The organism is Rhizobium sp. Root1220 (assembly GCF_001426265.1).
In the GTDB taxonomy this organism is placed as follows: domain Bacteria; phylum Pseudomonadota; class Alphaproteobacteria; order Rhizobiales; family Rhizobiaceae; genus Rhizobium.
On record NZ_LMDG01000001.1, the window covers coordinates 554,468 to 577,753 of the forward strand.

24 protein-coding genes are annotated in these 23,286 nt (G+C 60.3%); 15 read left to right on the forward strand and 9 right to left on the reverse strand.

Annotated elements, in window-relative coordinates:
- Positions 1 to 351: 351 nt before the first annotated feature.
- The 7 genes from ASC90_RS02710 (at position 352) to ASC90_RS02740 (ending at position 7,601) form a co-directional block, all read left to right on the forward strand.
- The gene (locus ASC90_RS02710) at positions 352 to 546 is read left to right on the forward strand and encodes a hypothetical protein (RefSeq protein ID WP_007529092.1); all 195 of its coding nucleotides are present in this window, start codon (positions 352 to 354) and stop codon (positions 544 to 546) included.
- A gap of 133 nt (positions 547 to 679) precedes the next feature.
- A complete protein-coding gene (locus ASC90_RS02715) occupies positions 680 to 1,675 on the forward strand; it encodes a P1 family peptidase (RefSeq protein ID WP_056535257.1) in 996 nt (331 codons plus the stop codon).
- Positions 1,676 to 1,721: 46 nt separating this feature from the next.
- Positions 1,722 to 2,642 carry a LysR family transcriptional regulator gene (locus tag ASC90_RS02720; protein WP_056535049.1) on the forward strand — a complete coding sequence of 307 codons (921 nt, stop codon included), beginning with the start codon at positions 1,722 to 1,724 and terminating at the stop codon, positions 2,640 to 2,642.
- Positions 2,643 to 2,792: 150 nt separating this feature from the next.
- Positions 2,793 to 4,322 carry an ABC transporter substrate-binding protein gene (locus tag ASC90_RS02725; protein WP_200950833.1) on the forward strand — a complete coding sequence of 510 codons (1,530 nt, stop codon included), beginning with the start codon at positions 2,793 to 2,795 and terminating at the stop codon, positions 4,320 to 4,322.
- A gap of 41 nt (positions 4,323 to 4,363) precedes the next feature.
- The gene (locus ASC90_RS02730) at positions 4,364 to 5,311 is read left to right on the forward strand and encodes an ABC transporter permease (protein ID WP_056535052.1); all 948 of its coding nucleotides are present in this window, start codon (positions 4,364 to 4,366) and stop codon (positions 5,309 to 5,311) included.
- Position 5,312: 1 nt separating this feature from the next.
- Entirely contained in the window at positions 5,313 to 6,176 is an 864-nt protein-coding gene (locus ASC90_RS02735; protein WP_056535054.1) for an ABC transporter permease, read from the forward strand.
- A gap of 33 nt (positions 6,177 to 6,209) precedes the next feature.
- Positions 6,210 to 7,601 (forward strand): amidase, encoded by a 1,392-nt coding sequence (locus ASC90_RS02740; protein WP_056535056.1) that lies wholly within the window; start codon positions 6,210 to 6,212, stop codon positions 7,599 to 7,601.
- Here the strand turns inward: ASC90_RS02740 and ASC90_RS02745 are convergent.
- The 3 genes from ASC90_RS02745 to ASC90_RS02755 all read right to left on the reverse strand — a co-directional run bounded on the left by ASC90_RS02745 (position 7,594) and on the right by ASC90_RS02755 (position 10,315).
- Positions 7,594 to 8,451 carry an NlpC/P60 family protein gene (locus ASC90_RS02745; protein ID WP_056535058.1) on the reverse strand — a complete coding sequence of 286 codons (858 nt, stop codon included), beginning with the start codon at positions 8,449 to 8,451 and terminating at the stop codon, positions 7,594 to 7,596. The two genes, ASC90_RS02740 and ASC90_RS02745, sit on opposite strands and share 8 nt — an antisense overlap.
- 10 nt (positions 8,452 to 8,461) lie before the next feature.
- Positions 8,462 to 8,812 carry a MarR family winged helix-turn-helix transcriptional regulator gene (locus ASC90_RS02750; protein WP_056535060.1) on the reverse strand — a complete coding sequence of 117 codons (351 nt, stop codon included), beginning with the start codon at positions 8,810 to 8,812 and terminating at the stop codon, positions 8,462 to 8,464.
- Positions 8,813 to 8,926: 114 nt separating this feature from the next.
- A complete protein-coding gene (locus ASC90_RS02755) occupies positions 8,927 to 10,315 on the reverse strand; it encodes a M17 family metallopeptidase (protein ID WP_056535062.1) in 1,389 nt (462 codons plus the stop codon).
- Positions 10,316 to 10,456: 141 nt separating this feature from the next.
- Between ASC90_RS02755 and ASC90_RS02760 the strand changes: the two genes are divergently transcribed.
- From ASC90_RS02760 to ASC90_RS02780, 4 genes are all read left to right on the forward strand, one after another.
- Positions 10,457 to 11,284 carry a tetratricopeptide repeat protein gene (locus ASC90_RS02760; protein WP_056535064.1) on the forward strand — a complete coding sequence of 276 codons (828 nt, stop codon included), beginning with the start codon at positions 10,457 to 10,459 and terminating at the stop codon, positions 11,282 to 11,284.
- Positions 11,285 to 11,458: 174 nt separating this feature from the next.
- Complete coding sequence (locus tag ASC90_RS02765; protein WP_056535066.1) at positions 11,459 to 11,668, forward strand: KTSC domain-containing protein; 210 nt, start codon at positions 11,459 to 11,461, stop codon at positions 11,666 to 11,668.
- Between the two features lie 476 nt (positions 11,669 to 12,144).
- Positions 12,145 to 12,861 carry a YoaK family protein gene (locus ASC90_RS02775; RefSeq protein ID WP_056535070.1) on the forward strand — a complete coding sequence of 239 codons (717 nt, stop codon included), beginning with the start codon at positions 12,145 to 12,147 and terminating at the stop codon, positions 12,859 to 12,861.
- A gap of 64 nt (positions 12,862 to 12,925) precedes the next feature.
- Positions 12,926 to 13,711: a YdcF family protein gene (locus tag ASC90_RS02780; RefSeq protein WP_056535072.1), complete on the forward strand. Its 786-nt coding sequence runs from the start codon at positions 12,926 to 12,928 to the stop codon at positions 13,709 to 13,711.
- 6 nt (positions 13,712 to 13,717) lie between these two features.
- On the opposite strand, the gene ASC90_RS02785 is transcribed toward ASC90_RS02780, so the two are convergent.
- The gene (locus tag ASC90_RS02785) at positions 13,718 to 14,200 is read right to left on the reverse strand and encodes a hypothetical protein (RefSeq protein WP_056535074.1); all 483 of its coding nucleotides are present in this window, start codon (positions 14,198 to 14,200) and stop codon (positions 13,718 to 13,720) included.
- 124 nt (positions 14,201 to 14,324) lie between these two features.
- Between ASC90_RS02785 and ASC90_RS02790 the strand changes: the two genes are divergently transcribed.
- Positions 14,325 to 14,960 (forward strand): trimeric intracellular cation channel family protein, encoded by a 636-nt coding sequence (locus ASC90_RS02790; protein WP_056535076.1) that lies wholly within the window; start codon positions 14,325 to 14,327, stop codon positions 14,958 to 14,960.
- Between the two features lies 1 nt (position 14,961).
- Here the strand turns inward: ASC90_RS02790 and irrA are convergent, their stop codons facing one another.
- Positions 14,962 to 15,381, reverse strand: coding sequence for an iron response transcriptional regulator IrrA (gene irrA, locus ASC90_RS02795; RefSeq protein ID WP_056535078.1), 420 nt, complete (start codon positions 15,379 to 15,381; stop codon positions 14,962 to 14,964).
- A 302-nt stretch (positions 15,382 to 15,683) separates the two neighbouring features.
- Between irrA and fabA the strand changes: the two genes are divergently transcribed.
- Genes fabA through fabI form a run of 3 tightly spaced genes read left to right on the forward strand, consistent with a single transcriptional unit; the run spans position 15,684 to position 18,289 of the window.
- On the forward strand, positions 15,684 to 16,199 hold the full coding sequence (gene fabA, locus ASC90_RS02800) for a 3-hydroxyacyl-[acyl-carrier-protein] dehydratase FabA (RefSeq protein WP_056535080.1): 516 nt from the start codon (positions 15,684 to 15,686) through the stop codon (positions 16,197 to 16,199).
- 52 nt (positions 16,200 to 16,251) lie between these two features.
- A complete protein-coding gene (gene fabB, locus ASC90_RS02805; RefSeq protein WP_056535083.1) occupies positions 16,252 to 17,475 on the forward strand; it encodes a beta-ketoacyl-ACP synthase I in 1,224 nt (407 codons plus the stop codon).
- A 7-nt stretch (positions 17,476 to 17,482) separates the two neighbouring features.
- Positions 17,483 to 18,289 (forward strand): enoyl-ACP reductase FabI, encoded by an 807-nt coding sequence (gene fabI / locus ASC90_RS02810; RefSeq protein ID WP_056535085.1) that lies wholly within the window; start codon positions 17,483 to 17,485, stop codon positions 18,287 to 18,289.
- 56 nt (positions 18,290 to 18,345) lie between these two features.
- On the opposite strand, the gene ASC90_RS02815 is transcribed toward fabI, so the two are convergent.
- From ASC90_RS02815 to truB, 4 genes are all read right to left on the reverse strand, one after another.
- Positions 18,346 to 19,362 (reverse strand): class I SAM-dependent methyltransferase, encoded by a 1,017-nt coding sequence (locus ASC90_RS02815; RefSeq protein ID WP_056535087.1) that lies wholly within the window; start codon positions 19,360 to 19,362, stop codon positions 18,346 to 18,348.
- Between the two features lie 75 nt (positions 19,363 to 19,437).
- Positions 19,438 to 21,576 (reverse strand): polyribonucleotide nucleotidyltransferase, encoded by a 2,139-nt coding sequence (gene pnp, locus ASC90_RS02820; RefSeq protein WP_056535089.1) that lies wholly within the window; start codon positions 21,574 to 21,576, stop codon positions 19,438 to 19,440.
- Between the two features lie 333 nt (positions 21,577 to 21,909).
- Positions 21,910 to 22,179 (reverse strand): 30S ribosomal protein S15, encoded by a 270-nt coding sequence (rpsO, locus tag ASC90_RS02825; protein ID WP_025659731.1) that lies wholly within the window; start codon positions 22,177 to 22,179, stop codon positions 21,910 to 21,912.
- 165 nt (positions 22,180 to 22,344) lie between these two features.
- Positions 22,345 to 23,277, reverse strand: coding sequence for a tRNA pseudouridine(55) synthase TruB (truB, locus tag ASC90_RS02830; RefSeq protein WP_056535091.1), 933 nt, complete (start codon positions 23,275 to 23,277; stop codon positions 22,345 to 22,347).
- Positions 23,278 to 23,286 lie beyond the last annotated feature (9 nt).

Here is a 23,286-nt window from a genome sequence, read left to right on the forward strand (position 1 = left end):
GCAATTCGAGTATCGTGGAATTAAATTTTCCGAATCGTCGATATTTTGACACGCTTCGGAATATGTTTCTGACGACTGCTATGTATTATCTACAAATAGAGTAGATTACTAAAGCCAGTCATCGCCGACCCAGCAAGCTGGGCCAGAAGCAAGCACAAGGCCAAGAAAGGAACGAGACATGACAGACATTGATATTCTCGCCGATTTCCTTGGGCGTTCCGTGCTGGGCTGTGACCGTCCGGGCGCCCTCTCCCGCCCGAACTGTCGAATGTGACGTTCGTCCGCTTACAACGGTATCAGACAAGTCAATTCGCCATCGCCTGCGCACCTCGCGCGGCAGGAGTTCTACGCATGAAAAAAGAAGTCATCGAGTATGCAGGCGTTCCGGTAGGGATCGTCATTCCGGACGAAAACCGGCTGAAGTTCATAGCCGTGAAGTTTCACGTTCATGATCTGGACGAGCAGCATTTCAGTTCGCCGGCGGAAGTGAAGCTGGCTATTCATGATCTGATGACGCGCCGGCATCCCAAGCCGATCCATGCCTGAAAGCATGAGGCAGCCACGGCCGAACGGCCTCCTGAAGCTTTTGACCGGTCCCGCCAACAGCAGGGCCGGTCTTGTTTTTTGATCGTCCTTGCGATCCTATCGTGCGCTTCCGTTTCAATGAAGGTTCGTGCGCGTGCTTAACCTCCTCACCGATATCGACGGCGTGTCGATTGGCCACGCGACCGATCTGAAGCTTGGATCAGGTGTGACGGCTATTGTCTTCGATGAGCCGGCAACAGCCTCCGGGGTGGTGCTTGGCGGCGCGCCGGGCGGACGTGACACCGCACTTCTCGATCCGTCGATGACTGTGGGTGAGGTGGATGCCCTGGTACTCTCCGGTGGCTCGGCATTCGGGCTTGATGCAGCCGGCGGCGTCCAGGCCGGCCTTCGCGAGGTTGGCCGAGGTTTCCCCGTCGGCAATGTCCGCGTTCCGATCGTGCCCCAGGCAATCCTGATGGACCTTCTGAATGGTGGCGACAAGGACTGGGGGACACATTCGCCCTACAGAGACATGGGCTATGATGCCTTCAAGGCCGCCAGGAAAGGGAAATTTGCCCTGGGCACCGTTGGCGCCGGAACAGGCGCGACGACCGCGACCTTCAAGGGCGGGTTGGGGTCCGTAAGTGCGGAGACAGACAGCGGCCTCAGAATATCGGCCGTGGTCGCGGTCAACGCACTCGGCTCGGCGACAGTGGGCGAAGGGCCTCACTTCTGGTCAGCTCCCTTCGAGCGACACGGCGAATACGGCGGTCTCGGACTGCCATCGCGGCCGTCGCCAAGCGACACAGCAATGCGACTGAAGGGTATGAGCACGACAGCGACCACGATCGGCGCCATCGTGACGGATGCCGTGTTGACCAAGCAGGAGGCGCATCGCCTTGCGATCATGGCGCATGACGGGTTTGCGCGCGCGCTGTTGCCGGCGCACCTGCCGCTGGACGGCGACACCGTCTTTGCGGCCTCGACAGGAAAGAAACCGCGCAACGGAATGAGAGACTTCCTGGAGCTTTGCCACCTTGCCACACTGGTTATGGCCCGCGCGGTCGCGCGGGGCGTCTACGAGGCGACGGCACTTCCCGTCGAAGGGGCGCAGCCAGCCTGGCGCGACCGCTATCGGGATCGCATGTGATCGCGTAGATAGGACTGATATTGCCTGAACTGGCGGAGTCGATAGAATGCAGATCCGGGCCTTGATGTACTTCGACGAGCTGGTACGCACCAACTCTATGCGCCAGGCCGCGGAAAATCTCAACGTCGCGCCGACCGCGATCAGCCGCCAGATCGAGAACCTTGAGTATCATTTCGGTGCGCCGCTGGTGGAACGCAGCGCGCGCGGCGTGAAGCTGACCGCCGCCGGCGAGCTGCTTGCCGCCCGCGCCGGCCGGACGCTGCGCGAACTTGATCATGTCGGCCAACTGATCGAGGATCTGAAGGGTCTCCAGCGTGGCCGCGTCAGCATCTATGCCAATGGCGCAACGGTCGCCAACCTGCTCGCTCCAGCGCTGGCGGAATTCAGCCTGAAATATCCGAAGCTGCGTTTCGCGGTGGCGATCACCAGTGCGCGTCAGGCTATTGAAGCCGTCAACGGCGCCGAAGCCGATATTGCCGTAACCCTGTTCGCCCCGCCAATGTCTGGAACAAAGGTCCGTCTTCGTACCGAAATTGCGTATGACCTGATCGTCTCCCCCGCTCATCCGACGGCGGGAATGACGGAGGTCGGCCTGAAGGACATCGCCGAATATTCACTGGCGCTGCCGGATCAGTCTTTCGGCTTCCGTCAAGCCTTCGATGCGCTTCTCGAAAAGGAGCGCTTGAGTTTCGAACCGGTTTTTGTCACCAGTTCTCTGGAAATGTTGAAGGAGCTGGTATTGAGCGGCGCGGCGGCCACCCTGCTCCCGGCGCTGACGGTTCGACGCGAAATCGAGGCAGGCCAGCTTTGCGCTGTCCCGCTCACTGCAAGGAATGCGATCCGCACGCATGTCGACCTCTGCGTGGCGCCCGATCGCCAGTTGTCCTTTGCCGCAACCAAGCTTCTCGACTTCATCGAGCGGTTCATACGCGAGCGCGCCGACGGAACACGGCAACCGGCAGCATAGGGCTTGGGGCTTGCATCCGGCAGCGATTTCCGGTGTAGCTATTTCAGCTACACGGAGCACACAAAATCAACATTGTGTGTGCACTGCCGGAATGACACTGTAATTGCAAAAGCGTCGTTGCCACGCGCGGCGGCCACACAGGGGAACATGATGATCAAGGCTTCGCTCGCGCCATCCGCGCGTCTCTTTCGGCGTCTTTCCCTCGGTGCGGCCACGTCGGCCGGCCTCGTCGTCCTGAGCCTGACACCGGCGGAAGCCGCGAAGACCACGCTCAACCTCGGAATGACTGTCGAACCGACGGGCCTTGATCCGACAATCGCCGCCCCCGTCGCAATCGGTCAGGTGACATGGCAGAATGTTTTCGAGGGATTGGTCACGATCGACGAAGCCGGCAAGGTCCAGCCCCAGCTGGCAAAAAGTTGGGAAATCTCCCCGGATGGCCTGACCTATACCTTCAAGTTGCAGACGGGTGTGACATTCCACGACGGCGAGGCGTTCGATTCCGCTGCCGCAAAGTTCGCGCTCGAAAGGGCTCGCGGCACCGATTCCGTCAACCCGCAAAAGCGCTTCTTCGCTTCCATCGCCTCGATCGATACCCCGGATCCGGAAACACTTGTCCTGCATCTCTCGGAGCCGGCTGGCAGCCTGCTTTATTGGCTGGGGTGGCCCGCCTCGGTGATGGTCGGACCGAAGAGCGCCGACACCGACAAGACAAAGCCGATCGGCACCGGCCCGTTCAAGTTTCTGAACTGGGCCAAGGGCGACAAGGTCGAGCTCGAGAAGAACACCGGCTACTGGAACAAGGACACATCGCTAAAGCTCGACAAGGTGACATTCCGGTTTATCGCCGATCCCCAGGCGCAGGCCGCGGCGCTGAAATCCGGCGATGTCGATGCGATTCCCGAATTTGCGGCACCGGAGCTGATGAGTTCCTTTGACGGCGACGAGAGATTGGCCACCAGGATCGGCAATACCGAGCTCAAGGTTGTCGCCGGCATGAACAATGCCAGGAAGCCGTTCGACGACAAGCGCGTAAGGCAGGCGCTGATGATGGCCATCGACCGCAAGACGGTTATCGACGGAGCATGGTCCAGCCTCGGCACACCGATCGGCAGCCACTATACGCCGAACGATCCCGGGTTCGTTGACCTGACCGGCACGCTGCCCTACGATCCCGCGAAAGCGAAGGCGCTGCTCGCCGAAGCCGGCTACCCGAATGGTTTCACGTTCACGATCAAGTCGCCGCAGATGGCCTACGCGCCGCGCAGTGCGCAGGTCATGCAGGCCATGCTTGCCGAAATCGGTGTGACGATGAATATCGAGCCGACAGAATTTCCCGCCAAGTGGGTGCAGAACGTCATGAAGGATCGAGACTACGAGATGACGATCGTTGCCCATGCCGAGCCGATGGATATCGATATCTATTCGCGAGATCCCTATTACTTCAACTACAAGAATCCGGTTTTCAATGATCTGATGAAAAAGGTGCAAGCCACGTCTGACCCCGCCGAGCAGGTGAGGATCTATGGCCAAGCCCAGAAGATCCTCGCCGAGGACGTGCCGGCGCTCTATCTTTTCGTCATGCCGAAACTCGGGGTCTGGGACAGGAAGCTGAAAGGGCTTTGGGAGAACGAGCCGATTCCCTCGAACGTGTTGACCAATACATCCTGGGAAGACTAAGCGGCTGACTGGACGAGGCGGCGAACAGCGATGGACAAGACATGATAGCGCTTCTGTCTCGCCGCCTTGCTGGCCTGCTTGTCACGCTGGTCGTCGTCTCGCTGTTGATCTTTGCAGTGATGGACTTTCTGCCGGGGGATCCGGCGTCGATCATGCTCGGCACCTCGGCTTCGCCGGAAACACTTGCAGCACTGCGTCATGAGCTCGGGCTCGATCAGCCGCTGCTGCTTCGCTATGGGCAATGGCTCGGTGGCGTCGTTTCGGGTGATCTCGGACAGTCTTACACCTACGGCGTCCCCGTTGCGGGACTGCTGATCGAAAGGCTGGGGGTCACACTGCCCTTGGCACTGATCGCAATAGCGCTTTCGGTGGCCATTGCCATTCCCCTCGGCGTGCTTGCGGCATCGCATCGTGGCGGCTTGCTTGACGTCATCGCAACGATCTTTTCGCAGGTCAGTATCGCGGTTCCGGCGTTCTGGATCGCGCTGCTGCTAATCATCCTGTTCTCGACGACGCTCGGCCTGATACCAGCCGGCGGATTTCCAGGGTGGAGCGCCGGGACGTGGCCGGCGATAAAGTCGTTGCTGATGCCGGCGGTGGCACTCGCTTTGCCGCAGGCAGGCGTTCTGACGCGCGTCACCCGCTCGGCGGTGCTGGAAACGCTGCACGAGGATTTCACGCGCACGGCGCTTGCCAAGGGGCTGTCTCGGCGAAAAGTTCTCTGGCGCCATTCCGTTCCGAATGCACTCATCCCGATCCTGACGATCCTGGGGCTGCAGTCCACCTTCCTGGTTGCTGGCGCCGTCCTTGTCGAGAACGTCTTCAATTTGCCGGGTCTCGGACGGCTTGCCTACCAAGCGCTGTCCCAACGAGACATCATCGTGATGCAGGATGTCGTGCTTTTTTTTGCCGCGCTCGTCATCATCATGAATTTCGTTGTCGATCTCTCCTACATGGTTGTCGACCCACGCTTGCGGAGGGCTGCCTGAAATGCCGCCCATCGTTTCGACTCAGATCGCCGCTCGTCCGCGCCGCTTCCGAATTAGTCGGCGAATGAACCTGGTCGTGGGGGGCAGCATCATTGCGTTGCTGTTGGCAGTCGCATTGATATCGCTCCTCTGGACGCCGGTTCCGCCGGCGAAGATGCAGATCATCCACAAGCTGCAGCCACCGCTTGCTTACGGCATCCTCGGCACTGACCAGTTCGGTCGCGACGTTCTTTCGATGCTGATGGTCGGGTGCTGGAATTCACTCTCCATCGCGATTGCTGCGGTCGCGATCGGCGGTACACTAGGCTCCATTGCCGGCATCGCGGCGGCTGCAGTGCGCGGTGCTTTTGAGGGCCTGCTGATGCGCATCTGCGACGTCATCTTCGCGTTGCCGCCCATTCTTTCCGCCATGATGCTCGGCGCTTTCCTCGGTCCCGGCCGCGCGACTGCTATCATCTCCATCGCTACGTTCATGATCCCGGTTTTTGCGCGTGTCACGCTGGCGACGGCGCTTCAGGCCTGGAGCCGAGACTACGTGCTTGCCGCCCGCGCCATCGGCAACAGCCGTTTCACAATCTCGATGCGGCACGTGCTGCCGAATATCATGAGCCAGATCATTGTACAGGCAACGATTCAGCTTGGGCTTGCTGTGTTGACCGAGGCCGGCCTGAGCTTTCTCGGCCTTGGGATCGCGCCGCCGGCACCGACCTGGGGACGAATGCTCGCCGATGCGCAAACCTATCTCGCGCTTGCACCGTGGCTGGCAGTCCTGCCCGGCCTGGCGATCGCACTCTCCGTCTTTGGCTTTAACATGCTTGGCGACGGGCTGCGTGACGTGCTCGATCCGCGTGAAGCCCGCCGATGAACTCGCTGGCCGAACCTCCCGAGAGACCTTGTGATGACTGAAACCGATCTTACGATTCGTGAACTCAGACGCCGGTTTACCGACAAGAGCCTCTCTCCTTTCGAGTACTGGCTGGCGCTGGAGCACCGTATCGATGCATGGGAGCCCTCGATTTGCGCGCTATACGGCTATGATCCGGAGTCTGCCCGCGGCCAGGCCCGCGCCTCCACAGAGCGCTGGATGAAAGGCGAGACACTGGGTTCGCTCGACGGCATTCCGACGACACTCAAGGAGCTGATTGCCACCAAGGGGCAGCCGGTGCCTCTGGGCACGAAGGCGAGCGAATTGAAGCCCGCGGCCGAAGACGCCCCTGCCGCCGCGAGGGCTCGCGAGGACGGCGCGATCGTCTTTGCCAAGACCACGTGCCCGGACTACGGCATGCTGTCCTCCGGTCTCTCGAGTTTCCATCCCCTCACCCGCAATCCCTGGGACACGACGCAAAACCCGGGCGGATCGAGCGCGGGAGCTGCGGCTGCGGCTGCCGCCGGCTACGGTCCCCTGCATATCGGCACAGACATCGGTGGTTCGGTACGCTTGCCGGCCGGCTGGACCGGCGTTTTCGGCTTCAAGCCAAGCCACGGGCGCATCCCGGTCGATCCCTATTACGTCGGACGCTGTGCAGGCCCAATGACGCGGTGGGTGGAGGACGCTGCCTATGCGATGGCGACGCTTTCCCGTCCAGACTGGCGTGACGGCACCAGTCTGCCGCCAAACATGCTCGATTGGATGGACCTCGACATCGATGTGCGCGGCCTGAAAATCGGCTTGATGCTCGATGCCGGTTGCGGTCTGCCGGTTGACGCAGAGGTACGGACCGCTGTCGAGGCGGCAGCAAGACGGTTCGAAGGCGAGGGCGCGGTCATTGTTCCCGTAGCGCCAGTGATGACCCGCGAGATGCTTGATGGTCTCGACACATTCTGGCGAGCACGTTTCTGGGGCGATATCGAGGGCCTCAGCGACGAGCGCCGCAGCAGTATCCTGCCCTATATCTACTCCTGGGCGAAAGGTGGTGCCGGTGTCAGCGGTGTCGAAGCCGTCAGGGGGTTCAATCAGACGATCGAGATGCGCAAGAGCTGCGGCCACCTGTTCACGACCGTCGATGCCGTTATTTCCCCGACCAATCCGATCGTGTCCTACCCGGCGGAATGGGCATCACCGACCAACGACCCGGCGCAACCATTTGAGCACATCTGCTTCACCGTCCCGTGGAACATGTCCGAACAGCCGGCGTCGTCGATCAATTGCGGCTTCTCGAAAACCGGCATGCCGATCGGCCTGCAGATCGTCGGCCCTCGCTTTGACGACATGCGCGTGCTGAAGCTGTCCAAGGCATTCGAGGATTGGACGGGTGGAATCAAAGCCTGGCCGAAGCCACCAGTCAGATGATCGGACGGCGGTAGCCGGTCGGCTGCTCGTATAGCCAGCCGATCCGTTTGACCGCATCCTGGAAATTCTCCCGGGCGACCGTCATCGTATGGCCGTTGGCATGGATGATTGTCTCCGGATCCTCCATCGTGGCAACATGACCTTTCCAGAACACGAGGTCGCCGCGGCGCAACTCGTCGCGGTCGATCGGCACGCCGAGCGACACCGCCTGCATGTCGGTGTCGCGAGGCGCGCTGGTGCCTGTCATCGATAGAGACAGCTGCATGAGGCCGGAGCAATCGATGCCGAGGCCGGAGCGTCCGCCCCAGAGATACGGTGTCTCCAGGAATTTTGTGGCGACTTCTACATAATCTTCGCCGTGTTCCGCGTCGAGCGACCTTACGTGCTTGGCAAAGATCGCCGAACCGTCTTCCAGCATCGCATAGTGGTTGCCGCGCGCCTCGGTCGCGCCGACAATCCGCACCCGGCTCCCCATAGACAGGATGGCCTTGTACGGTTTGCGCAGTTCCGGCTCCTGATAGAGAAAGGTCCTCTGCACCGTAACGATATGGGTAGGAGCAGGCTCCGTCTCGTTAAGCGCATTTTCCTGCAGATATCCGACATAGCCATCGGACGCAGCCTTGACCCAGCACCAACCGTTCGCGCGGTCGAATACGGTGACGACTTCGCCAAGCAGCAGTTCGGTATCGACCCCCCTGGCGAGATCCGGTGCAGGTCGCAAGCCGACGACCGGCACCGCGACGCGGGCCGGCGTGCCGGTTACGAAACGCAGTGCTTCGACGCGGCCTTCGAGGCTGGCGTCGGCAAGATCCGGGCGATAGGCGTGGAGGCGGCGGTCGAGCATCGTCATGTCATTCCTCTCAAGGCGTCACACGGCGGCCATGTTTGCGCACCAGATCGCCCAGTTTCTCCAGATAGAGCGCGCCGCCAACGGTGCGCTTTATCACGACGTTTCTTTTGTCGCGTTCGTCGCGCGCTCGATCGACTAAACCCATCTGACCCATCGTGTCCAGCGCCCGGGTGATGACCGGCTTGGTCACGTTCAGCGTCGCCGCCAGTCCGCGCACTGTATGCGGCGGCGGCAGGAGATAGATATGCAGCAGGATGGCCATCTGGCGCAACGTCAAATCGCGGTCGTCGTGGCGTACCTGATCGAGTGCCACGCCATGCCACAACCCAAGCGCCTGCGAGGCAGTCAGTTCGATCGCCACAGCTTCTCCCGAAATTCGTCGCGCTAGTGTTTCATTTTCAGGCCGCTCGATGCGCAATGCAACGGGGCGACAAATCTGCCGCCCCGTAAAGTGAATAAAATTCTAACAATCGTCTCAGCGCACGCTTTGGCGAATGTGTTGATAGAGCGCCCGGATCGCCTGCGCTTCGCCACCTCCCGGCGAATGGGGCCGCTCCGAGGGAGCCCAGCCGTAGATGTCGAAATGTGCCCAGCTTTTCGTTTTGCTGACGAAACACTTCAGGAACAGGGCGGCAGTGATGGCTCCCGCCATGCCGCCCGCCGGCGCGTTGGTGATGTCTGCGAACTTTGCCCGGATATCCTTTTCGTAGCCGGCATAGAGCGGAAGCTGCCAAAGCGGGTCGTCCGTCTCCAGGCTGGCGTCTGTCAGAGCATGTGCGAGATCCGCATCGTCCGTGAAGAACGGCGGCACGTCGGGACCCAGTGCTACCCGTGCGGCACCGGTCAGCGTTGCCATATCGATAAGCAGGTCCGGTGCGTCTTCATCGGCATAAGCGAGAGCGTCGGCCAGAATCAATCGGCCCTCGGCGTCGGTATTGTCGATCTGGACCGTCAATCCCTTGCGGCTTCTGTAGATATCGCCCGGGCGGAATGCGTTCGACGATATCGAATTCTCGACCACGGGAACGATGACACGCAGGTCGACCTTGAGCTTCGCATCCATGATCATCAACGCCAGGCCCATGACATTTGCGGCGCCGCCCATGTCCTTCTTCATCAGCAGCATGGAAGAGGCTGGCTTGATGTCGAGGCCGCCGGTGTCGAAGCAGACACCCTTGCCGACGAGCGTAATCTTGCGATGCCCCTTCTTGCCCCAGCGCAGCTCAAGCAGGCGCGGTGCATCTGCGCTGGCGCGACCGACGGTGTGGACCAGCGGAAAGTTCTGCCTGAGATCTTCGCCGCTGACGACGGAAATATCGGCCTTGTAGTGAGCCGCCAGGCCGCGGAATGCGGCCTCCAACTCGTTTGGACCCATGTCGTTCGTGGGAGTGTTGATCAGATCGCGGGCGAGGAACACCCCGGCGAGTTGGCGCTTGATATCCGCACCATCCGCATCGCGCGGAATCATCAGCGTCGCTGCGGCGGATTTCTCTGACTTGTAGCGATCGAATCGGTAGCTGCCGAGGCCGAAGCCCAACGAGAGGCGGTTCGCCGTCAGCGGAGCGGTTTCGATATGCCAGTCACCCGCCGGGAGAGCGCGCGCGAGTTTGCCGGTGATATAGGGCTGCTCGGAAGGATTGGTGCCAAGCCCGAAGAGGGCGCCACCGAGATGGCCTTCTGCAGTGGGGATCAGCAGCAGCGAACCGCTTTCCGCCTTGTAGCCCGCCTTCTTGGCCCAATCCAGTGCAATCGGATCGATCGTACCGGTTTCGATGTGCGCGGGGGTTACCGCGAAGATCGGCAGCGTTGAACCGCCTTTTGTATTAAACCGGGTCGGTCTCTCGATGAACTGATAGGGGGCCATTTTCTTCCTTCGGGCATCCGGGAATCGCATCTTAACGGTCCGTTAGGGTTAACAGACTATTGCTGGAGTGAAGATTGCGTCAGAGCCTTTCCCTGTTCCGTTTCTAGGTCAGACGCCAATTTCGGATCTCAGGGACCCTCCATGCCTGCTTCGGCCTACAGTTCGATCAAAACCCGCATATTCCAGGCTGCTGCAACCGCGATGGTCGTCTTGACCCTAGCTAGTTGTACGACGACCAAAGACAAGATGACTACCGGATCGGTCCCGAAGTTGACCAAACCGGTCGAGGCCATGGACGACACCGAGGTACGCAGCGCTATTGACCGCGTCGGCCAGGCTTATGAGAAAAACCCGCGCGACGCCGTCAACGGCGTGAACTATGCGAACCTCTTGCGCACTGCAGGCCGGGATGCACAGGCACTTGCCGTCATGCAACAGGTCGCAATCGCCAACCCGACGGATCGAAACGTCCTTGCTGCCTACGGCAAGGCGCAGGCGGCGGCCGGTCAGTTGCAGCAGGCGCTCAACACGATCGGCCGTGCCCAGACACCCGATCGTCCCGACTGGAAGCTGATCTCTGCAGAAGGCGCGATCCTGGATCAGCTCGGCCGCTCAGCCGAGGCGCGTCAGCGGTATCGTGATGCACTCGATATACAGCCGACAGAACCCTCGATCCTTTCCAACCTGGGTATGTCCTACGTGCTGACCGGCGATCCACGCACCGCCGAAACCTATCTTCGCCAGGCCGTCGGTCAGCCCTCCGCAGACAGCCGAGTCCGCCAGAATCTTGCGCTTGTTGTCGGATTGCAGGGTCGCTTCCCGGAGGCTGAGGAAATTGCGCTGCGCGAAATGTCGCAACAACAGGCCGACGCCAACGTCGCCTATCTGCGCTCGATGCTGTCCCAGCAAAATTCATGGCAGAAGCTTGCCGCAAAGGACAATGGCAACGCCAGCACCGGAACGAACTGACGGTTTTGCCAGCCGCTCGGGCGAATGAGTATTGGGACAACAATCGGATTGCGGTCGTTCTTGCGCCCGACAATCTTCGGTCGGCCGCGATATAACCGTTCCTTCACTACGTCACTTCACCTGATCTTTGAGCTTTTTTGAAATGCGTAAGGCACTCAAGGAAGTGAGGTCAGTATGAAAGAGCTTGAAGTTTCATCGCGGATCATCAGGTCCGTCTATTATAGCCAGGAGGACGGCGGGCTGCGCATATGCTTCAAAAATGGAGAAGAGCGGCTCTTTACCGGAGTGACCGAAGAGGCCGCCACGGCACTGGTCGATGCACCGTCGCCGGGCCAACACTACATCGATTACATCCGGCATCAATTCAAGCGGGTTGCCTATTGAGGCTGCAGGCGTGGCGGCGCCAGGTATCCCAATGGATAGTCTCGGGTGGCCGATAGCGTCGACCATTGGCTCGAAGGCGTATCGCCTTTTTGCCACGGTCCCAGGACCGACGGACCAGCGTATCCTGTTCGCGCTGGGAGGGACATCACCATGGTGGGCGAAGGCTGGAAGGTAAATGTTGCCGTGGGCGACACGCAGCAATTTCTGATTGGGTGCCCCAAGGATGCGCTTGAATTTCTGGATCGACACTGGCCTTGCGACGGCGGACCCCTTCACAGTCGAGCTCGCCTCAAATGCCAGGCGAGTGACATGCGGCTGACCTCCGAAGACTCTTCCCGCCTGCCGTTTCTTGCGGCCCTGATCGAGGCTCAAATTCCGTTCGTATGATGTCTCGCTGACGCCTTTGCCAAATCTTTAGCGGCAGAAGCTATGCTCTCCCAGTTTCCGAGATCCGGTTGACGGGGGGCGTGCAGGCAATGACACGGCAAAGACGACGACACATCATCCAAACGCGAAGAACGGCGACCGGACTGATGCTTGCCGGTACGATCTCCTTTCTTGCTGGAATGACGGACGCGACCGGTGTTGCGCTTACCGGGGATTTTGTATCGTTCATGACAGGCAATACGACCCGGGCGGCACTCGCACTTGGCGGCGGCAATCTGTACCACGGCGCCGTTCTGCTGTCAGCTATCGTCATCTTCGTTCTGGGCAATGCCGGCGGAATCGTGGTTGCCCATCGCGCCGACCGGCGCATTTTTGTGGTGCTGGCCTGCGTCAGCGTGATACTGGCCACCGCGTCGTTGATGACACACGACGATCTGAAGGTGTTCCGCTTTTACATGATCGTCGCGTCGATGGGCATGGTCAACGCAGCCGTCGAGCAAATCGAGGGACTGCCGATCGGGCTAACCTATGTTACGGGGGCACTCTCCCGTTTCGGCCGCGGTATCGGGCGCTGGATCGTCGGAGACCGCCGCCTCGACTGGACAGTCCAGATCGTTCCGTGGATCGGCATGCTGGCCGGCGCGATCGTCGGCGCAATCCTGACGCAGATAGTCGGCGCCGGAGCCCTGTGGTTGATCTCCGTGTTTGCGATGCTGATCGCTTTTGCAGCACTTCTCATTCCGAAGCCATTGCAAAGGCGCTTCAACCAGAACCGCGCGGTGCGGCGACCTACCCGCAACGGGTGATCGGTGCATCCCTGCCATCGTCGAATCAGATAAAGATGCCGGGAATGCTGAAGGAGCCTGCGTTTTGTTTCTCTTTTCAAAGCTCGTCTGGGTGTTCGGGCAGCCCCTGTCACTTGCTTTCGCCTTTGTCCTGGCGGCGCTGCTGACCGGGTTCGTTCGCTGGAGAGCCGTGAGCCTCGTTTCGTCGGCGCTGGCCGGGCTCATCCTCTTCGTCACGCTCTACACCACCGTTGGCAACTATCTGCTGCAGGGGCTGGAAGATCGTTTCACGAAGCCAAAGGACCCGCAGATTCTGCAGTGCATGATCGTACTCGGTGGCGCGTTTGAAAATGAGGTCAATACCATGCGCCACGGCATCGAGCTCAATGCGGGTGGCGACCGGTTCATCGAGGCGCTGCGCCTTGCGCAGAAGTATCCGCAGTCCCGAATCCTGATTTCGGGTGGAGATGGATCTATTTCTGGAAACTACGAGGGCGACGCGGTGATATCCGAGCGCTTTTTTCCTCTCTTCGGTATCGGCAAGGAACGCCTCATCGAGGAGACTGCATCCCGCACGACGTTCGAAAACGCAACCAACACCAAGGATCTTCTTGCCAGCCACGGATTGTCGAACTGCCTGCTGATCACCTCCGGCTACCACATGCCGCGTTCCGTCGGCATCTTCCGCAAGCTCGATATCGACGTAACGCCTTGGCCGACGGACTATCGCACCGACGGCAGGGAGCAGCTTGGCCTCGACTTCACACAGCCAAGCCGAAACGCCCAGAACATGGCGACTGCGATCCGCGAATGGTTTGGACTGGTCGGCTACTATCTCGCGGGCCGTACATCCGAGCTTTACCCGGAATGATCGCCGCTACTTCTTTGAAATCGTCACGAACTTTGTTCCGCGCACACGGGCCGTGACGACGCAGGGATCCTTTTCCCTGTCCGCTTCCGGCCGGTCGCAGAAACGTGGGTGCATCTTCATTGCCATGACCATGTTTCCGAAGCGCTTGACGAAGTCATAGCCGTAGATCTGCGCGGTGGCGATCATGAAATAGCCGCCTTCAGCCACCTGAAGATAGAAATTGTAGGTGCAGCCGTCGTCATTGCACTGCGGCCCCTTCTCGCCGTCGCAGGTCAGCTTTCCCTCGTTGACAACCGCGTCGACCAAGCCATCATTGTTGATGTCCTGCCGAGTGACAAAGCCGTCCGCAAACTCCGCTGCGGTGCATTGCTCTTGAAAATGCTTCTTCTCGTAGATCTCTGGATCGGAGATGAGTGACTGCTGAGCAAGGGCAGCAACCGGCAGCACGAGGAATGCGACAAGGTTCAGGGTGATCAGGAGCGTTTTCACGAATTTCTCTTTTGGTCGGATAAGGACGCTAATGGTCGGTCACTTTGCGTGATCCGGCTTGCGCGGCCCTTGCCGCCATGATTCAGTCGGCGCAAATGCCACATGGGCTCCGGAGCGCCGCCGTATGCCGCTATTCGTCTACCTGGACTATGCCGGCGTTGCGCTGTTTGCCGCGACTGGCGCACTCGCAGCGTCGCGCAAGCAGCTTGATCTGATCGGCTTTCTGTTCTTCGCAATCGTTACCGGAGCTGGCGGCGGAACGGTGCGCGACATCGTTCTGGGTCGGGTGCCGGTTTTCTGGGTTCTCAATCCGACCTACATCCTCGTCTGCTGCTTGGTCGGCATCGTTGTTTTTTTCACTGCCCACCTGGTCGAATCGCGCTATCGACTGCTGATCTGGCTGGATGCCGTAGGGCTCTCTGCCTATTGCGTCATGGGCGCCGCCAAAGGGCTTGCTGCCAGCGGCTCGCCGACTATCGCCATCGTTACCGGCACTCTTACGGCCACGTTCGGCGGGATACTGCGCGATCTGCTCGCAAACGAGCCATCTGTGTTGCTGCGGCCAGAAATCTATATCACCGCGGCGCTGGTCGGCTCCGGCATCTTCACAGCCGCGAACGCGCTCGATTTGCCGCTGTATTCGGCGTCGGCCGTGGGGGTGCTCGCCGCATTTGCCGTGCGTGGTGGCGCTCTTTACTTTGGCTGGACGTTTCCGACCTACAAGACGAAGCCCGGTCGTCACCCGGACGATGTGATGTAGGTCAGCGGTGTTTCGGCCGCAGGCGGATAACCACGTCGACGTGGGCGATTTCCATACCTTCGGGTGGCTCCGGCAGATTGCCGATCGTCAGATTGCTGACCGGGATATCGAGAATGTCGTTATCGCCTTCGACGAAGAAATGGTGATGGTCCGAAACATTGGTGTCGAAATAGGTCTTGGCGCTTTCGACCGCGAGAACGCGGATCATGCCGGCCTCGGTGAACTGGTGAAGCGTGTTGTAGACGGTCGCCAGCGATACAGGCACACCGGCGTGCACCGCCTCTTCGTGCAATTCCTCGACCGTCAGATGCCGGTCGCCCTTGGCGAAGAGCAGGTCACCTAGGGCTACCCGCTGACGCGTCGGTCGCAAGCCTGCACCGCGCAGCCTTGCTTCGATGGTAAGCGGGGCTTCAGCCGCCATTCGACGAACTCCGTTTAATCTAGCGTCCAGCAATCAGGTTTCCTAAGCCATATAACTTTTACGCAAAAGCCTTTCAATAGTTTCAATGGGGACAAAGCGGTCTAAAGTGCCGCAAAAACGGGCTTTTGGCGCAATTAGTTCTGGTAGGGGGCTTGGCCTTCCTGTATGCGACCACCAAATAGGGCGCGCAGCCGGTCCTTCGAAGGTGGGTGAAGCTTAGCCATGCTTATGCTTCATTTTCCGCTGAACTTGGACTAAACGTTCACATCCATCGGCATAGCTGCGGGGGAATTAGAGTTTTCATGGCTACGAGACAATCCAGCTTCAACTACGAGGAAATCCTGGCCTGCGGCCGTGGCGAACTGTTTGGCCCGGGCAATGCACAGTTGCCGCTCCCGCCGATGCTGATGGTGCATCGAATTACGGACATCTCTGAAACCGGCGGCGAGTTCGACAAGGGCTACATTCGCGCCGAGTATGACGTGAAGCCCGACGACTGGTATTTCCCCTGCCATTTCGCTGGAAACCCCATCATGCCAGGTTGCCTCGGTCTCGACGGCATGTGGCAGTTGACCGGCTTCTTCCTCGGTTGGCTCGGCGAACCGGGCCGCGGCATGGCGCTTTCGACAGGCGAGGTGAAGTTCAAGGGCATGATCCGTCCGACGACGAAGCTCCTTGAGTACGGCATCGACTTCAAGCGCGTCATGCGCGGGCGTCTCGTACTTGGTACTGCGGACGGCTGGCTCAAGGCCGACGGCGAAGTCATCTATCAGGCGAGCGACCTGCGCGTAGGTCTGTCAAAGGACAAAGCGGCCTGAATCGCGGCTCCGCGCCGCCCACACACCAAGCGTTCTAGAAAAGGTCATCGACATGAGACGGGTTGTAGTCACGGGTCTGGGTATCGTTTCCTCGATCGGAAATGATGCACAAGAAGTTACCGCGTCGTTGCGTGAAGCCAAATCCGGCATTTCCTTCTCCAACGATTTTGCCGAGCATGGTTTCAAGTGCCAGGTCTGGGGCAGCCCGACGCTCGACCCGACAGACATGGTCGATCGCCGTGCGATGCGCTTCCTGAGCCAAGGCGGTGCCTGGAACCATGTGGCCATGAAGCAGGCAATTGCCGATTCCGGTCTCGAAGAGAGCGACATTGGCAACAACGAGCGTACCGGCATCATCATGGGTTCTGGTGGTCCGTCGACGCGCACGTTGATCGAAGCCGCCGAGATCACCATCAAGAACAACAGCCCGAAGCGCATCGGTCCGTTTGCCGTGCCGAAGGCGATGTCCTCGACAGCATCGGCCACGCTCGCGACCTGGTTCAAGATCCACGGCGTCAACTATTCGATCTCATCGGCCTGCTCGACCTCCGCGCACTGCATCGGCAATGCCGCCGAGATGATCCAGTGGGGCAAGCAGGACATCATGTTCGCCGGCGGCCACGAAGATCTCGACTGGACGATGTCGAACCTGTTCGACGCCATGGGCGCCATGTCGTCCAAGTACAACGATACACCGGCAACGGCTTCGCGCGCCTATGACGTCAGCCGCGACGGCTTCGTCATCGCAGGCGGCGCGGGCGTACTGGTTCTGGAAGAACTCGAGCATGCGCTGGCGCGCGGCGCCAAGATCTATGCCGAAATCGTCGGCTACGGCGCGACATCGGACGGCTACGACATGGTCGCTCCATCTGGCGAAGGCGCGATCCGCTGCATGCGCCAGGCACTGGCAACGGTGAAGGGCCAGATCGACTACGTCAACACCCACGGCACTTCGACCCCAGTTGGCGACAGCAAGGAAATCGGAGCGATCCGCGAAGTGTTTGGCGACAAGATCCCGCACATCCAGTCGACCAAGTCGCTGACCGGCCATTCGCTCGGTGCGGCAGGCGTCCAGGAATCGATCTACTCGCTGCTGATGATGCAAGCCGGGTTTATCGGCGAAAGCGCTCACATCACCGAGCTCGACCCTGAATTCGAAGGTGTACCGATCGTTCGCAAGCGCATCGACGACGCCAAGATCGACATCGCGCTTTCCAACTCCTTCGGCTTCGGCGGAACCAACGCCACGCTCGTCTTCCAGCGCTACAACGGATAACAATAACATGACGGGTATCATGCAGGGTAAGCGCGGGCTTATAATGGGCGTCGCGAACAGCCATTCGATCGCCTGGGGGATTTCTAAGGCGCTGGCCGCACAGGGCGCAGAGCTTGCCTTCACCTACCAGGGCGATGCGCTGGGCAAGCGGGTCCGGCCGCTGGCGGCAGAGGTTGGCTCCGACTTCATCCTGCCGTGCGATGTCGAGGATCTCGCATCCGTCGATGCCACCATCGACGCTATCAAGGAGCGCTGGGGCAAGCTCGATTTCGTCGTTCACGCCATCGGCTTTTCCGACAAGAACGAACTGAAAGGCCTCTACGCCGATACCACGCGCGACAACTTCAGCCGCACGATGGTGATCTCCTGCTTCTCCTTCACGGAGATCGCCAAGCGCTGTGCGCCGTTGATGACCGAAGGTGGCTCGATGCTGACGCTGACCTACAACGGCTCGACGCGCGTCATCCCGAACTACAACGTCATGGGCGTCGCCAAAGCGGCTCTGGAAGCCTCCGTGCGCTACCTGGCTGCCGATTACGGCCCGAAGGGCGTTCGCGTCAATGCGATCTCTGCTGGCCCGATCCGCACGCTTGCGGGCGCCGGCATCTCGGACGCACGGGCAATCCTGTCGTGGAACCAGCAGAATTCGCCGCTGCGCAAGACCGTCACAATCGACCACGTCGGCAACTCGGCCCTCTACCTGCTCTCCGACATGTCGGCAGGCGTTACCGGCGAGATTCACTTCGTCGACGCCGGCTTCAACATCACCTCGATGCCGACACTCGAGGCGTTGCGCGGGGCGGACGTCGCGTAAAGGATTTCAAACTCCTGAATTGAAAAAGGCGGCCAATCGGCCGCCTTTTTCAATTTCTACTTCTTCGCCCACAAAACCTTGAAGCGGGCGTTGCGGCAGGTTTCGCCGCTTTCCTTGAAGTTGGCGGCCACGACCGGCTCGTAAGGCATGCCGCGATTGGCAACCATCAGCAGTCGACCGCCGCCGCGCAGCGACGAGGCTGCCATCTTGATCATTGCCTGGCCGAGTGCCGGCTCGGCGGCGTGGCCTTCATGGAAGGGCGGGTTCATGATGACAAGGTCGTACTTGTCCTTGACCGGCTCTGCCGCCAGATCGTGCCAGAAGAAGCGTGCGGCAACGTTCGGGCAGTTCTCACCCATGTTGGCCTTGGCGGCCTCCAAGGCGGCGTGGTTGGCCTCGTAGAGGTCCAGACGGCTGACGCCGGGCGAACGGGCGGCCATTTCCACCGAGAGGTAACCCCAGCCGGCGCCGAAATCGGCGACATCGCCGGTGAAATCGACAGGCAGGCGCGAGGCCAGCAGTTCCGAACCGTCATCGATGCGATCGTGCGAGAACATGCCGGCGGCAGCCGTGAAGCGGCCATCGACGCGGACCGGCGGCTTGGCGAACTTGGCGATGATCGCGCTGCTGTCTTCGGGTGCGCCGAACCAGAAGGCGACGCCGTGGTACTTCGGCATATGCTCGATCGACAGGCCGAAGGCTTCCATGCGTTTGCGCAGCGGCTGAACGCCATCTTCCTTGCCGCCGGCGACGACGACGAGACCGCCCACCTTCACGCGACCAAGGGCGGTGGCGATGTTCGCCTCGTTCTCGCCCTTGTGCTTGTTGCACAGGATCAGAACGGCATCATAATCCTCACCTTCGATCTCAGGCGTGGTTTCGATGCGCTGGGCGAGCAACTGCCGGTACAGGGGCTTGAAGCCCTGTACGGCGCTCAGCGAGGCGGCAAAGCCCTCCGGCAGGGCGAAGCCTGCCTCGGCGCCAAGGAAAAGCACGCACTCGTCCTCGCCGGGCGCCTCTACGGTGCCGCTTACAAAGGGGTGGAACAGTGTTTTCAGCGTCTCGCTGCTCATGGTTTTATCTCGATCTCGAATAGAAAAAGGGCGCGGAAACTACCCCGCGCCCATGAAGTCTCGGGAAGGCGCAGCTTACTCGGCTGCTTCTTCCTTCTTCTTGTCGGCAGGAATTTCCTGGCCGGTTGCCTGATCGACAACCTTCATCGACAGGCGGACCTTGCCGCGCTCGTCGAAGCCGAGGAGCTTGACCCAAACCTTCTGGCCTTCCTTGACGACGTCCTGGGTCTTGGCAACGCGCTCGGAAGCAAGCTGCGAGATGTGGACGAGACCATCGCGGGCGCCGAAGAAGTTGACGAATGCGCCAAAGTCGGCGGTCTTGACGACCGTGCCTTCGTAGATCTGGTTGATTTCAGGCTCGGCAACGATCGAGTGGATCCACTTGCGGGCCGCTTCGATTTCCTTGCCCGAGGACGAGGCGATCTTGACGGTGCCGTCGTCTTCGATGTTGATCTTGGCGCCGGTCTTTTCGACGATTTCGCGGATGACCTTGCCGCCGGAACCGATGACTTCACGGATCTTGTCGACCGGGATATTCATCACTTCGATGCGCGGTGCGAATTCGCCGAGCTGCGAGCGACCTTCGGTGATGGCGTTGGCCATCTCGCCGAGGATGTGCTTGCGACCGCCCTGAGCCTGCTCCAGAGCAACCTTCATGATCTCTTCGGTGATACCGGCGATCTTGATGTCCATCTGCAGCGAGGTGATGCCGTCGGCAGTACCTGCAACCTTGAAGTCCATGTCGCCGAGGTGATCTTCGTCGCCGAGGATGTCGGAGAGAACGGCAAAGCGTTCGCCTTCTAGGATCAGGCCCATGGCGATACCGGCAACCGGCTTGGCCAGAGGAACGCCTGCATCCATCAGAGCGAGCGAGGTGCCGCAGACGGTTGCCATCGAGGACGAGCCGTTCGACTCGGTGATCTCGGAGACGACGCGCAGCGTGTAGGGGAACTGGTCAGCCGAAGGAAGCATCGGGCGGATAGCGCGCCACGCGAGCTTGCCGTGGCCGATTTCGCGACGGCCCGGGGAACCCATGCGGCCGGTTTCGCCAACCGAGTAGGGAGGGAAGTTGTAATGGAGCAGGAAGCGCTCCTTGTACATGCCGGTGAGGCTGTCGACGTACTGTTCGTCTTCGCCGGTGCCGAGCGTGGCAACAACGATCGCCTGCGTTTCACCGCGGGTAAACAGAGCCGAACCGTGGGTGCGCGGCAGGATGCCGACTTCCGAGACGATCGCACGAACGGTCGACAGGTCGCGGCCGTCGATACGGCTCTTGGTGTCGAGGATGTTCCAGCGAACGATCTTCGCCTGCAGGTGCTTGAAGGTCGCGCCGATGACTTCGGCGGTGTGCTTCGGCTCAGCGCCTTCCGGGAAGAAGTGTGCCTTGACCTTCGCCTTGACGGCGTCGACGGCAGCGTAGCGTTCAGCCTTCTGCGTGTTCTTGTAAGCAACGCGCAGTTCGGCTTCGAAGTGCTTGAGCATTTCGGCTTCGAGCTCGGAATGATCTTCCGGCTGGAAATCACGAGGCTCCTTGGCGGCAACCTCAGCGAGCTTGATGATCGCGTCGAGAACCGGCTGGAAGCCCTTGTGGCCGAACATGACGGCGCCGAGCATGACTTCTTCGTTGAGTTCCTTGGCTTCAGATTCAACCATCAGAACGGCGTCATGGGTGCCGGCGACAACGAGGTCAAGGGTCGACTCTTCCATCTCGTCGAGATGCGGGTTGAGGACATATTCGCCGTTGATGTAGCCGACGCGTGCGCCGCCGACCGGACCCATGAAGGGAATGCCGGAAAGCGTCAGCGCAGCGGAAGCGGCAACCATCGACAATACGTCAGGATCGTTTTCAAGGTCGTGCTGGATGACAGTGACGACAACCTGGGTGTCGTTCTTGTAGCCTTCCGGGAATAGCGGGCGGATCGGGCGGTCGATCAGACGCGAAACCAGCGTTTCCTTTTCGGACGGACGACCTTCGCGCTTGAAGTAGCCGCCGGGGATCTTGCCGGCTGCGTAGGTCTTTTCCTGGTAGTTGACGGTCAGCGGGAAGAAGTCCTGGCCCGGCTTCGGCGACTTGGCCGAAACGACGGTGGCGAGAACGACAGTTTCGCCGTAGGTGGCGAGAACGGCACCGTCAGCCTGACGGGCAATCTTGCCGGTTTCGAGCTTCAGCGGGCGGCCTGCCCACTCGATTTCCACGGTATGTGTGTCAAACATGTGTCTTGTCCTTCAATGCGGGAAGACGCGCCATTGCCGATAGGCACGGCGCGCAGTCGACCGCAATCAATGATGACGCATCATGGGCAAGACAACGGGAGGCTTTGCAATGTCGGTCTCCTGGCAGAAACCGGGCCAAGGTGCGCACCCTGGCCGAAAGCATCCGGCAATCCTGCCCCATGACAGGTCAACGGTTTGGTTTTGGCAGATCCGGCCCATCCGGGTCTACCGGGCAATCCCGCCACGCCTCCTTGCGTATCGCGGGGTCGGGGAAAACATTCCCCCGAAATAAATGCGGCGGGCGTCCTGAGGGAGCGCCCGCCGAAAAAAGCCTTAGCGGCGGATACCCAGGCTGGTGATCAGCTTGGTGTAACGGCCTTCGTTCTTCTTCTTGAGATAGTCAAGAAGCGAGCGGCGGCTGGAAACCATCGTCAGCAGACCACGGCGGGAATGATTATCCTTCTTGTGGTCCTTGAAGTGGCCGGTCAGGTTGTTGATACGCTCGGTCAAGATGGCAACCTGTACTTCCGGTGAACCGGTGTCGCCTTCGAACGTTGCGTATTCCTTGATCAGAGCCGTCTTGCGCTCAGCAGTAATCGACATCGTATGTTCCTTTCGATGAGAGGAGATAAGGTCGCCAAAAGCCGGGATGTCGTCCAGCTTTGGCCGCGAATGCATTCAAGCCGAGCCTGATGCTGGCGCTGCCTATAAACCATTCAGGCAGCAAAGGGAAGAGGCATGCCACGCACGCCTCCGCCAGTCTCAACCTCAGCCGAAGACGCGCTTGGGGCGGAATTCGCCCTGGCCGATTTCGCCGATGGCGACCAGTTTGCCGCGGGCCGTGGCATAGGCTTCGCTTTCGGCAACCGGGGCATCACGGCCGCGCACAAGAATGGGGTTGCCCATCTTCAGGCGGTGGGCCTGGTCGTCGTTGACGACGAGATGCGGCAGAGACGAGAGAGCTTCGCTGGTATCGATCAATAGGACATCAAGCGCGGCCAGGCGCTCGTCGATATCCTCGATTTCCTCAAGCGCAACCAGATCGGCCAAGGGGATCATGCATTCTTCGGCAAACGGCGCAACGAAGCTGCGGCGCAGACCGGAAACATGGCCGAAGCAGCCAAATTCACGGCCGAAATCGCGGGCCAGCGCGCGCACATAGGTGCCCTTACCACACTCTACCTCGAAATGCGCGGTGCTCTCGTCCGGGCAGTCGACCAGCGTCAAGCGGAAGATCTCGACTTCGCGCGACGGGATCTCGACGGTCTCGCCTTCGCGTGCCAGATCGTAGGCGCGCTCGCCTGAAATCTTGATGGCGGAGAACTGCGGCGGTATCTGGCTTATGACACCGGTATAGCTGGGCAGGAGATCACGGATCTGCTGTTCGGTCGGACGCTTGTCAGAGCTCTGGGTGATCTCGCCTTCGAGATCGTCGGTCGCACGCTCCTCGCCCCAGGTAACCGTGAACTCATAGATCTTGCGGCCGTCCATGACGTAGGGGACGGTCTTGGTGGCGTCGCCAAGGGCGATCGGCAGCATGCCTGATGCCAGTGGATCGAGCGTGCCTGCATGGCCGCACTTTTGCGCCTTGAAGAGCCACTTGATCTTGGAAACGGCTTCCGTCGAGCCAAAGTCAACAGGCTTGTCAAGGATAAGCCAGCCCGAGATCGGGCGGCCTTTGGGCTTACGTGGTTTGGACATCAGGCTCTT

Excerpts from the sequence above, each read along its gene's own strand:
- ASC90_RS02720 (WP_056535049.1), top strand. The coding sequence starts at position 1,722 with ATGCAGATCCGGGCCTTGATGTACTTCGACGAGCTGGTACGCACCAAC.
- ASC90_RS02760 (WP_056535064.1), top strand. The coding sequence starts at position 10,457 with ATGCCTGCTTCGGCCTACAGTTCGATCAAAACCCGCATATTCCAGGCT.
- ASC90_RS02725 (WP_200950833.1), top strand. The coding sequence starts at position 2,793 with ATGATCAAGGCTTCGCTCGCGCCATCCGCGCGTCTCTTTCGGCGTCTT.
- ASC90_RS02765 (WP_056535066.1), top strand. The coding sequence starts at position 11,459 with ATGAAAGAGCTTGAAGTTTCATCGCGGATCATCAGGTCCGTCTATTAT.
- truB (WP_056535091.1), bottom strand. The coding sequence starts at position 23,277 with ATGTCCAAACCACGTAAGCCCAAAGGCCGCCCGATCTCGGGCTGGCTT.
- fabI (WP_056535085.1), top strand. The coding sequence starts at position 17,483 with ATGACGGGTATCATGCAGGGTAAGCGCGGGCTTATAATGGGCGTCGCG.
- ASC90_RS02790 (WP_056535076.1), top strand. The coding sequence starts at position 14,325 with ATGCCGCTATTCGTCTACCTGGACTATGCCGGCGTTGCGCTGTTTGCC.
- rpsO (WP_025659731.1), bottom strand. The coding sequence starts at position 22,179 with ATGTCGATTACTGCTGAGCGCAAGACGGCTCTGATCAAGGAATACGCA.
- ASC90_RS02710 (WP_007529092.1), top strand. The coding sequence starts at position 352 with ATGAAAAAAGAAGTCATCGAGTATGCAGGCGTTCCGGTAGGGATCGTC.
- ASC90_RS02775 (WP_056535070.1), top strand. The coding sequence starts at position 12,145 with ATGACACGGCAAAGACGACGACACATCATCCAAACGCGAAGAACGGCG.
- irrA (WP_056535078.1), bottom strand. The coding sequence starts at position 15,381 with ATGGCGGCTGAAGCCCCGCTTACCATCGAAGCAAGGCTGCGCGGTGCA.
- fabA (WP_056535080.1), top strand. The coding sequence starts at position 15,684 with ATGGCTACGAGACAATCCAGCTTCAACTACGAGGAAATCCTGGCCTGC.
- ASC90_RS02730 (WP_056535052.1), top strand. The coding sequence starts at position 4,364 with ATGATAGCGCTTCTGTCTCGCCGCCTTGCTGGCCTGCTTGTCACGCTG.
- fabB (WP_056535083.1), top strand. The coding sequence starts at position 16,252 with ATGAGACGGGTTGTAGTCACGGGTCTGGGTATCGTTTCCTCGATCGGA.
- pnp (WP_056535089.1), bottom strand. The coding sequence starts at position 21,576 with ATGTTTGACACACATACCGTGGAAATCGAGTGGGCAGGCCGCCCGCTG.
- ASC90_RS02740 (WP_056535056.1), top strand. The coding sequence starts at position 6,210 with ATGACTGAAACCGATCTTACGATTCGTGAACTCAGACGCCGGTTTACC.
- ASC90_RS02755 (WP_056535062.1), bottom strand. The coding sequence starts at position 10,315 with ATGGCCCCCTATCAGTTCATCGAGAGACCGACCCGGTTTAATACAAAA.
- ASC90_RS02735 (WP_056535054.1), top strand. The coding sequence starts at position 5,313 with ATGCCGCCCATCGTTTCGACTCAGATCGCCGCTCGTCCGCGCCGCTTC.
- ASC90_RS02815 (WP_056535087.1), bottom strand. The coding sequence starts at position 19,362 with ATGAGCAGCGAGACGCTGAAAACACTGTTCCACCCCTTTGTAAGCGGC.
- ASC90_RS02745 (WP_056535058.1), bottom strand. The coding sequence starts at position 8,451 with ATGACGATGCTCGACCGCCGCCTCCACGCCTATCGCCCGGATCTTGCC.